The sequence below is a fragment of the Corallococcus terminator genome (assembly GCF_003611635.1).
GTDB lineage: Bacteria > Myxococcota > Myxococcia > Myxococcales > Myxococcaceae > Corallococcus > Corallococcus terminator.
Window position 1 is genome coordinate 1 of record NZ_RAVZ01000830.1, and the last position, 429, is coordinate 429.

Below are 429 nucleotides of genomic sequence, written 5' to 3' on the forward strand. Positions count from 1 at the left end.
TGCATGCACACTCATACTTTCTCTTTAGTCGGCGATACATTGCACTTAACGAGCTACCAACGCTCTTGTGATGTGCCACTTGGCTTAAACTTCAATCAAATTCAGGTCTTTACTTTCCTTGCTTTGATGGCGCAAATTACCGGCAATAAACCGGGTAAGGCATATCATAAAATTGTAAATGCGCATATTTATGAAGACCAACTTGAGTTAATGCGTGATGTGCAATTAAAACGTGAACCATTCCCTTCACCACAATTAGAAATTAATCCTGATATTAAAACCCTTGAAGATCTTGAAACTTGGGTAACGATGGATGATTTCAAGGTGGTGGGTTATCAATCTCACGAACCGATCAAGTATCCTTTCTCAGTTTAGGCATTCAAAGTGCGGTCAGATTTAGACGAGAAATTTATGCAACACGCCCTGATG

General features: G+C 39.9%; 1 protein-coding gene. It reads left to right on the forward strand.

The window, feature by feature from the left end; translation table 11 throughout:
• A partial coding sequence (locus tag D7V88_RS42350; protein ID WP_244238709.1) for a thymidylate synthase occupies nt 1-375 on the forward strand: 375 nt, incomplete at its 5' end.
• Nucleotides 376-429 lie beyond the last annotated feature (54 nt).